This window comes from Pseudomonas sp. R62 (genome assembly GCF_000257605.1).
Lineage (GTDB): Bacteria > Pseudomonadota > Gammaproteobacteria > Pseudomonadales > Pseudomonadaceae > Aquipseudomonas > Aquipseudomonas atacamensis.
The window spans coordinates 3,843,921-3,852,752 of the sequence record NZ_JH635998.1; the positions used below are offsets into that span (position 1 = coordinate 3,843,921).

Sequence of the window (8,832 nt, forward strand, 5' to 3'; positions counted from 1 at the left end):
CATCCAGACCCAGGCAGCCCGGCATCACCGGATCGCCTTCGAAATGGCAGGCGAAGAACCACAGGTCAGGGTTGATATCCAGCTCGGCGACCAATTCACCTTTGCCGTACTTGCCGCCTTCTTCGCTGATATGGGTGATGCGATCCACCATCAGCATGTTCGGGGCGGGCAGTTGCGCGTTACCTGGGCCGAACAGCTCACCGCGACTGCAGCGCAGCAGGTCTTCCCGAGTAAAGGCGTTTTGTTTGGTCATGCGAGCTCCTCAATAATCCCATGCGGCAGGTGGGGCAGATCTTCCCGACCGTTCAAGACGTTCATGCCTCGAACCGGCAGCCTACTCATAGACTATTGCGTTGTGGTGAAAGTCACAGCACCAAGGACATGAATGTACACTTGTGCACTGAAATTTTTAATCAAGCCCCTTTTGGGGCTCGTTCGGGTGCCTAAGACTGCCGCACTTTCGCTTTTCACGCCAGTCGCAGATGGTCGAAAGGCCCACACTACGACACCCAGCGCTGCAAAATCTGCTGCAGGTCATTGCGTTTGAACGGCTTGGCCAGGTAATCGTTCATCCCCGCTGCCAGACAGGTTTCGCGATCGCCCTGCAAGGCGTTGGCGGTCAGCGCGATGATCGGCACATCGCGGCGTCCGGGCAGGTCGCGGATCTGCCGCGTGGCCTCGTAGCCGTCGATGATCGGCAGCCGGCAATCCATCAGAATCACTTCGAATTCGCCACCCTCGGCACTGCGCACCGCTTGCGCGCCATCGGTCGCCACGCTGACCGCAAAGCCGAGGCTGCGCAGCATCGCTTCGATCACGGTCTGGTTGACCGGGTTGTCTTCGACCAGCAACACATGGCGTCCTTCGCCCTGACCACTACCGTTCAGGGTGCGCGGCGCGGCCAGCGCCGGCATTGCCTGCTTATAGAGCGCCAATGGAATTTCCAGAGTGAACACCGAACCGCGTCCTTCCTCACTCTGCGCGCGCAAGGTGCCGCCCATACGTTCGGCCAAAGTCCGCGCGATCGGCAGACCAAGCCCGGTGCCACCGTAACGACGGGAGATCGAACTGTCGGCCTGCTGGAAGGCATTGAACATCAGCTCCAGACTCTCAGAAGAAATGCCGATGCCGCTGTCGCGCACCGAGCAGGTGAACCAAAGCAGTTCGTGATCCAGCGATTGCCATTGCGCCTCGATGCTGACCCGGCCCTGCTCGGTGAACTTCAAGGCATTGCCGACCAGATTGACCAGAATCTGCCGGATCCGCGTCGGATCGCCCTGCACCTGCAAGCCGCGCATGTCGTCGGGAATGCGCAGATTCAGTGCCAGGCCTCGCTGCACGGCGCTGTGCTGGAACGATTGCGCGCAGGCGCCGATCAGCTCGGCGAGATTGAACGGGATGTGCTCAAGCTCCAGCTCCGAACGCTCGATTCGCGAGAAGTCGAGAATGTCATTGATGACCTTCAGCAGATGTTCGGTCGACTCCGAAGCGAGTGCGGCGTATTCGACTTGCTCCTCGGTCATCTCGGTGGTTTCGAGCAACTGCAACATGCCCAGCACGCCGTTCATGGGCGTGCGCAGTTCATGGCTCATCATCGCCAGAAAATCCGATTTGGCGTTGTTGGCCTTTTCCGCTTCTTCGCGGGTCTGGATCAGCTGCGCCATCGCCTGCTGCTGCTCGCGGCTGGCCTGTTCCAGCGCCTGAGCAAGATTATTGATGTGCTGCGACAGCGCGCCCAGTTCGGTGTCGTCGACAATCGGCAGCGGTGTTTTGTAGTCGCCTTCCTGAATCGCCTTGACCGCATCGCCGATGTCGCGGATGGGCTGCGACAGACTGCCGGCCAAACGACGGGCGACGACGAAGGTGAAGAGCAGGGCGAACAGCGCGAGAATCCCGGCCTTGAACAGGATCTCCTGCTGGCGCTGACTGAACGCATCGTTGGACAGGCCGACGATCACTCGCCCCAGATAATCCTCGCCGGCGGCGCTGTTGCTGACCTTGCCGTCCTGGAAGAAGTCGTTGTGCAAGGCGATCCGCTGCAAACGCACCGGCGCCTGGAACACTTCGACCTGATGCGGGCGGCTGTGGCTATCAGCCGGTTGTTCGACATACACCAAAATCCGGTTGGCGCTGTCCTGCACTTCGAGAAAACGCACGTTGGGCGTGGCCAGTGTCGCCTTGAGCAGGCTTTCCAGCACTTCGTTGTTGCCGGAGATCACCCCGTATTCCGTGGCCGGGGCGAGTTGGTTGGCGATCAGTTGGCCGGTGTGGTTCAGCTCCTGACGCAAATCCTGGATGCGCACGAAGGTAAAGAAGCTGATCAACAGCAACGTCAGCAGCAGCGCCGGGCCGAGGCTGATCAGCTGCGTGCGGGTGTTGATGTCCCAACGGCGACGAAAACTCATGGGCGGCGCTCTCCTTCGGCCAAGGCACTGGCGACAGATGCTTCATTCAGCGGTTCGATGCCTAAGGAACGAGCCACCTGCGCATTACTTGAGACTTTGAAACGAGCGGGGTAAAGCGTTCGCGGCCATGCGCTGGTCGGCTGATCGAGCAAATGGTCGAGAATCGCCAGCCAGTCGCTCTGGTCGCTGTAGGTACTGGCGAGGCTGCCAGCGCGAACGAATGCAATGTTGGGGCCGATCAGCGCAACCTGACGCGAGTAGCTGCTGAGCAGGAGGTTTTTCGCCGTTTGCGAGTTGTACAGATCGGGGTCATCGAGGCCGAGCAAGACGTCGCTGCTTTTCAGCACCGCTTGCAGCGGACGGCTGTCGTGGATGTTGTCCCAGCGCTGGCTGACAATCTCCAGGTTCAGCGGCCGCGCAGCCGCGCGCAATTCGTCAATGAGGAATTCGCCGTGCTCATCGAACAGCACGCCGACCCGCCGCGCCTGCGGCAAGATCCGCCGGATCAGTTGCAATTGCCGGCTCAGCGGCGGGTCGCTCCAGAGCAGGCTCAGGCGCGCCGGTTGGGCATCGGCGAAACGCTGGCGCGCCTGCAAGCGGCTGATGCGCAACACCAGCGTCGACGGGCCTTGTGAGTCTTGCAGACGCCAGTCGAGGCTGGGCAGATCGAGCAGGATCAAGCGCAGACTGGCCGGTAATTTGCCCGGTGCCGGCAAACTCGCCAGCGGCTGGAACCGCACGTTGTCGGTCGGGCGCAGTTCACTCAGCGCTTGCACGAAGGCCTGCACGCCAGGGCTTTCCTCGGCGCCGGTCAACAGAATATCCGCCGCTTGCACCGCGACGCCGTGCAGCCACGCAGTCATGAACAGGCAGAGCCCGGCCAGCCAGTGACCCAGGGTGGGCGTCTTCCGTGACGGGCCGGTGCGCATCCTAGAACTCCAGCTCGGCACTGAAATACATCACCCGGCGTTCATCGTAATTATTGTCGACGAAGGTGTTCGGCTGATGGTCGAGGCGCTGTTGCAGCACGCCGGCCAATTGCAGCTGAGCTTTGCCAATGGCGATGCGTTTGGCGATGCGCGTGTCGACGCGTTCGAAGCGATAGCCGTTGAGCGCGTTGTCGCCGTAATAGAAGAGGGCGCTGTTCCAGCCATGGCCCCAATTGCGCAGCCAACCGGCGGAACCGCTGTTGCGCGAGGTCAACTGCTGGTCCAGCGGATTGCTCGCCTCGGCGTCGACGAAGGCGTAGGTCAAACGCAAACGGTCGGCGCTGCTGAGGCGCCAGTCGAGTTGCGTTTCGGTGCCGCGAAAGCGCGAGCTGTTGGCGTTGCTGGCGATGTACTGATTGTTGCGCAGCGGTTCGCTGATCATCCCGGTGATTTCGTCGTAGAACAGCTTCACGTCGACGGCCAGTCCGAGTTCGGCGAAGTAACCGTTGTAGCCCAACTCGCGCGAGCGCATGTGTTCCTGATCGAGATCACCGGGGCCACGGGTCTTGACGAAATAGCGCGCCGACGACTGGCCGTAGGCCGAGGGTCGCAGGTTGCTGACCTGATAGCTCCAGTTGACGTTGTTCTCGAACATGTCCGGCGAGCGGATCGCTTCCGAGTACACCGCGCGCAGGCCATGACGCGGGTTGATCAGGTAGTTGACCGCGAAGCGCGGGGTCAGCGAACTGCCGATCAGTTGCGTGTCTTCGAACATCGCCCCGCCCTGCACCAGCCAGTGCTCGGTAGCGCGCCATTCCAGTTGGCCGAAGGCGCGCCAGGTGGTGTCGTCGAGGGTGCCGTTGAAGTAGGTTTCGGAATCGGCGCGGTCGTAGCGGTAATTCAGGCCGCTGACCAATCGCAGGCTGTCGGAGAGGCTGAGGGTGTCCTGCAGTTCGAGGTCGTAGCGCGATTCGCGGGCGCTCTGGTCGATATCGCCGCACAAGGTCTGGCTGGCGCCGTTGCGCCATTGTTCGAGCACTTGATTGGCCAGCGCCATTTCCTGCGGCGTGCCGGGTGCCGCGCCGGGGCCGGTGAACTGGTTGATGTTGCGCGCCAGCCGTTCGGTGTAATTCGGGTTGAGCTGCCACAGCTGCGCCAGCTCGGGGCTGAACGACACCTCGGCATCGCAGGCGCGCCAGACTTGCTGGCGATCCCAGTGCTGCGCCGAACCTTGCACATAAAGGCTGTGTTCGGGATTGATATCGAGGTTCCAGCGCACCGAGCCGGCGTAATCCTTGGCCACCACGTCGGAATTGTTCCCGGCGTCGGTAATCCCCGAGAACACCGGGCGGTAGGTATAAGGCCGCTGATTGCTACCGTCCTTGGCGTTGAGCTGCCAGTCGAGGCTTTGCCCTTCATTGAGGTCGTGGCTGACCGCCAGGCTCAGACGATTCAAGCGTCGACTGTCGCGATAATCGGCGCCGTTGCGGTCGCTGTCGAAACCGTCGTCTTCCTGGCCGGACAGCGACAGGCGCAGATCACCGCCATCCCACCCGGTGCCCTGACTGGCATAAAAGTCGTTGATGCCACGCTGGCCGCGCGTGATCTTCAAACGCGTGCCATGGCTGTCGGCTGGGTGGCGGGTGATGATGTTGATCACCGCCATCAGCGCGTTGGCGCCGTAGCTGACCGTGTTCGGGCCGCGAAATACCTCGATCCGGTCGATGTCTTCCATCGCTACCGGGATATCGCTCCAGTCCACCGTCGCGAGGCCGGCGCGATACACCGAGCGGCCATCGATCAACACCTGCATGCGCCGTGCTTCGCTGGCGTTGGTGCCGTGGTAATTCACCGCCGGCTGATTGCCGTTGATGCTGCCGACCATCATTCCCGGTACCAGCCGCAGCAGTTCGCTGATGTCGCGGGCACCGCTGGCGCTGATCAGTTCGCTGTCGAGAACGGTCATGCTTCCCGGCACTTCCGCCGGCGTCTGCTTCAGGCGCGTAGCGGTAAGCACCTGCGGCAGCGTCTGGCTGTCGACGAACAGATCGTCCGCCAGCACCAGCGGGCTGAACAGCAGCGCCAGGAGCAGCGGCGAGCGCGGGGGAGGAGGGCCAGAAAACACGACACAGCCTGCAGAGAGAAGAATTGGCGCGCATGTTAACCGAGGGCGGCGACTTTTCCAGTGACGTTGCAGGCATTTTCCTAGGTTTTATCGGTCTTCTTCCTACAAATGTCGGTAATTGTTGCTGGGGCTGGCCGCCATCGGGTCGCCCCGTATAATGCCCGGCATCGCCACTGGTATGGATTAACGGATTGCATATGACTGAACAGCGCCCGATTGCGGTCCTGGGAGGCGGAAGTTTTGGTACCGCCGTGGCCAATCTGCTGGCCGAGAACGGCCATCAAGTCCTTCAGTGGATGCGTGACCCCGAGCAGGCCGAGGCCATCCGGGTCAATCGCGAAAACCCGCGTTACCTCAAAGGCATCAAGATTCTCCCGGGCGTGACTGCTGTCACCGACCTGCAAGCCACTCTCGATGCCTGCGATCTGTGCTTTGTCGCGCTGCCATCCAGCGCCTTGCGCACGGTACTCGCCGCCCACGCCGAGCGCTTGAGCGGCAAGATGCTGGTCAGCCTGACCAAAGGCATCGAAGCGCAGACCTTTAAGCTGATGAGCCAGATTCTCGAAGACATCGCCCCGCAGGCGCGCATTGGCGTGTTGTCCGGTCCGAACCTGGCGCGGGAAATCGCCGAGCACGCATTGACCGCCACGGTGGTCGCCAGCGAAGACGAAGAACTGTGCAAAGCAGTGCAAGCCGCGCTGCACGGGCGCACTTTCCGCGTTTACGCCAGCGCCGACCGTTTCGGTGTCGAGTTGGGCGGTGCGTTGAAAAACGTTTACGCGATTATCGCCGGCATGGCGGTGGCACTGGAAATGGGCGAGAACACCAAGAGCATGCTGATCACTCGAGCCTTGGCCGAGATGACCCGCTTTGCGGTGAATCAAGGCGCCAACCCGATGACCTTCCTCGGCCTGGCCGGGGTCGGCGATCTGATCGTCACGTGCTCTTCACCGAAAAGCCGCAACTACCAGGTCGGCTTCGCCCTCGGTCAGGGCTTGAGCCTCGACGAAGCGGTGTCGCGTCTTGGCGAGGTCGCCGAAGGGGTCAACACCCTCAAAGTGCTCAAGGCCAAGTCCCAGGAAGTCGGCGTGTACATGCCGCTGGTCGCCGGGCTGCACGCGATCCTGTTCGAGGGACGCACGCTGGAGCAGGTGATCGGTCTACTGATGCGTGCCGAGCCGAAAACCGACGTCGACTTTATTTCCACCAGCGGTTTCAACTGATTCAGCTGTTACACGGACAGGAAGCAAGCCATGAACGATCCGAAAAGCGAAACCCAGTACGAATCCATCCTCCTGCGGGTGTTGTGGATGATCGTTTATCTGCTGGTCTGGCAAGTCGCGCAGTTCATCCTCGGCGCGGTGGTATTGGTGCAACTGATCTACCGCCTGATCTACGGCGCACCGAGCGCCAGCCTGATGAATTTCGGCGACAGCCTCAGCCAGTTCCTCGCGCAGATCGGCCGCTTCGGCACGTTTCACAGTGACCAGAAGCCCTGGCCGTTCGCCGACTGGCCGGCGCCGCGCACCCCGGAAGGTGAAGCGCCGCACACCGTCGCCCCGGCCGCGCATCCGGTGCGCGATGAGGAGCCCAAACTATGAAACTGTGGGTATTGCGTCATGGTGAGGCGGTGCCTCACGGCTCGAAAATCGATTCCGAGCGCGAGCTGACCGAGCACGGCCGTAAGGAAGTCCTGAGCAGCGCCGCGCATCTGATGGGCCAGCCGCTGACGGCGATCTACGCCAGCCCTTATCTGCGCGCGCAGCAAACCGCGCAGATCGTGCGCGAGGCGCTGGGGTTCGAGCCGGAGATCCGTACGGTCGAGTGGCTGACGCCGGAGAGCGATCCGGACAAGGTCGCCGAGCAATTGGTGTCGGTGAGCAATGTGCTGCTGGTCAGCCACAACCCGTTGGTGGGGAACCTGCTCAGCTATCTGCAGCATGGCGCCGGGCATCCGCCGGAGAAGGTCAGTACAGCGGGGCTGGCGGAGCTTGAGCACAGCGAGCTGCTGATTGGCTCGATGAAGCTCAACAGTCTCAAGCACCCTTAACGCCATATCCCTGTGGGAGCGAGCCTGCTCGCGAAGGCGGCGTGTCATTCACCCTTTTTGGGGCTGACATACTGCATTCGCGAGCAGGCTCGCTCCCACAATGATTTCTGCCAACCCATGAAATTATTTGTTTGAAAATTCCAACCAAGCACTTGCTTGGTTGACTACGCTTGCTCCAGACCAAAAAAACAGGAGCGAGTCGCATGTCTGCCGCCTTCCGTTTGCCGCTGGACGTGTTCTACGAACGGGAAGCCCGGCACCCGCGCCAGCGCTTTCTGGTGCAGCCCATCGGTGGCGGTCAGGTCGAGACGCTGACATGGGCCGATGTCGGCCATCAGGCCCGCTGCGCCGCGCACTGGTTGCGCGCGCTGGAGCTGCCGCCCGGCAGCCACATTGCGCTGATCTCGAAAAACTGCGCGCACTGGATCATCGCCGATCTGGCGATCTGGATGGCCGGACATGTGTCGGTGCCGCTGTACCCCAATCTCACCGCTGAATCCGTTGCGCAAGTGCTGACTCACTCGGAAAGTGCGCTGGCGTTTATCGGCAAACTGGATGACTGGGCGGGCATGTCGCAGGGCGTGCCGGCGGGCCTGCCGACCATCAGCCTGCCGCTGCATCCGCCAGGCGAGTTCGATTACAGCTGGGCGGACCTGCAGAGCTGTTCGCCAATCCAGGACGATCCACGTCCCGCCGCCGAGCAATTGGCGACTATCATCTACACCTCCGGCACCACAGGCCTGCCCAAAGGCGTGATGCACAGTTTCGCCAATCTCGGTTTCGCCACCAGTCGCGGCACGCAGCTGTTCGGGCTCAACGAGAACGATCGGCTGCTGTCGTATCTGCCGCTGTGCCACGTTGCCGAGCGCATGTTTGTCGAGTTGGCTTCGATCTATACCGGGCAGACCGTGTTCTTCGCCGAAAGCCTCGAGACTTTCATCACCGATCTGCAGCGCGCGCGGCCTACGGCAATGTTCGGCGTGCCGCGTATCTGGACCAAATTCCAGATGGGTGTGTACAGCAAGATCCCGGCGCAGCGTCTGGACTTCCTCCTCGGGTTGCCCTTCATCGGCAAGCGGGTCGGGCACAAAGTGCTCGCCGGGCTCGGCCTGGATGCCTTGCGCGTAGCGTTGTCCGGTGCCGCGCCGGTGCCGCAGACCTTGCTCGCCTGGTATCAGAAACTTGGCCTCGATGTGCTGGAGGTGTACGGCATGACCGAGGGCTGCGGCTATTCGCATATCTGTCTGCCGGGGCGATACAAACAGGGCTGGATCGGCCAGCCGTGCCCGGAAGTCGAGGTGCGCATCGATGAGTCCGGCGAGG

Annotated in this window: 8 protein-coding genes; 4 read left to right on the forward strand and 4 right to left on the reverse strand. The window is 61.9% G+C overall.

Annotation, left to right across the window (positions count from 1 at the left end; all coding sequences use genetic code 11):
• From fabA to OQK_RS18275, 4 genes are all read right to left on the reverse strand, one after another.
• A partial coding sequence (gene fabA / locus OQK_RS18260; RefSeq protein WP_016773648.1) for a bifunctional 3-hydroxydecanoyl-ACP dehydratase/trans-2-decenoyl-ACP isomerase occupies positions 1-253 on the reverse strand: 253 nt, incomplete at its 3' end.
• A 247-nt stretch (positions 254-500) separates the two neighbouring features.
• Positions 501-2,405, reverse strand: a complete 1,905-nt coding sequence (locus tag OQK_RS18265) for an ATP-binding protein (protein ID WP_016773649.1) — start codon at positions 2,403-2,405, stop codon at positions 501-503.
• Positions 2,402-3,334, reverse strand: coding sequence for an ABC transporter substrate-binding protein (locus OQK_RS18270; RefSeq protein ID WP_016773650.1), 933 nt, complete (start codon positions 3,332-3,334; stop codon positions 2,402-2,404). Before OQK_RS18270 ends, OQK_RS18265 begins: the two co-directional genes overlap by 4 nt.
• Before the next feature lies 1 nt (position 3,335).
• A complete protein-coding gene (locus tag OQK_RS18275) occupies positions 3,336-5,459 on the reverse strand; it encodes a TonB-dependent receptor plug domain-containing protein (protein WP_016773651.1) in 2,124 nt (707 codons plus the stop codon).
• A 197-nt stretch (positions 5,460-5,656) separates the two neighbouring features.
• Between OQK_RS18275 and OQK_RS18280 the strand changes: the two genes are divergently transcribed.
• The 4 genes from OQK_RS18280 to OQK_RS18295 form a co-directional block, all read left to right on the forward strand.
• Entirely contained in the window at positions 5,657-6,682 is a 1,026-nt protein-coding gene (locus OQK_RS18280; RefSeq protein ID WP_016773652.1) for an NAD(P)H-dependent glycerol-3-phosphate dehydrogenase, read from the forward strand.
• 30 nt (positions 6,683-6,712) lie between these two features.
• Positions 6,713-7,060, forward strand: a complete 348-nt coding sequence (locus tag OQK_RS18285) for a DUF4389 domain-containing protein (RefSeq protein WP_016773653.1) — start codon at positions 6,713-6,715, stop codon at positions 7,058-7,060.
• Positions 7,057-7,509: a phosphohistidine phosphatase SixA gene (gene sixA / locus OQK_RS18290; protein ID WP_016773654.1), complete on the forward strand. Its 453-nt coding sequence runs from the start codon at positions 7,057-7,059 to the stop codon at positions 7,507-7,509. The genes OQK_RS18285 and sixA overlap by 4 nt, the downstream gene beginning before the upstream one ends.
• 203 nt (positions 7,510-7,712) lie before the next feature.
• Positions 7,713-8,832 (forward strand): AMP-binding protein (locus OQK_RS18295; protein WP_038861063.1); only part of this gene is annotated, 1,120 nt, incomplete at its 3' end.

Excerpts from the sequence above, each read along its gene's own strand:
- OQK_RS18265 (WP_016773649.1), bottom strand. The coding sequence starts at position 2,405 with ATGAGTTTTCGTCGCCGTTGGGACATCAACACCCGCACGCAGCTGATC.
- OQK_RS18270 (WP_016773650.1), bottom strand. The coding sequence starts at position 3,334 with ATGCGCACCGGCCCGTCACGGAAGACGCCCACCCTGGGTCACTGGCTG.
- OQK_RS18280 (WP_016773652.1), top strand. The coding sequence starts at position 5,657 with ATGACTGAACAGCGCCCGATTGCGGTCCTGGGAGGCGGAAGTTTTGGT.
- sixA (WP_016773654.1), top strand. The coding sequence starts at position 7,057 with ATGAAACTGTGGGTATTGCGTCATGGTGAGGCGGTGCCTCACGGCTCG.
- OQK_RS18285 (WP_016773653.1), top strand. The coding sequence starts at position 6,713 with ATGAACGATCCGAAAAGCGAAACCCAGTACGAATCCATCCTCCTGCGG.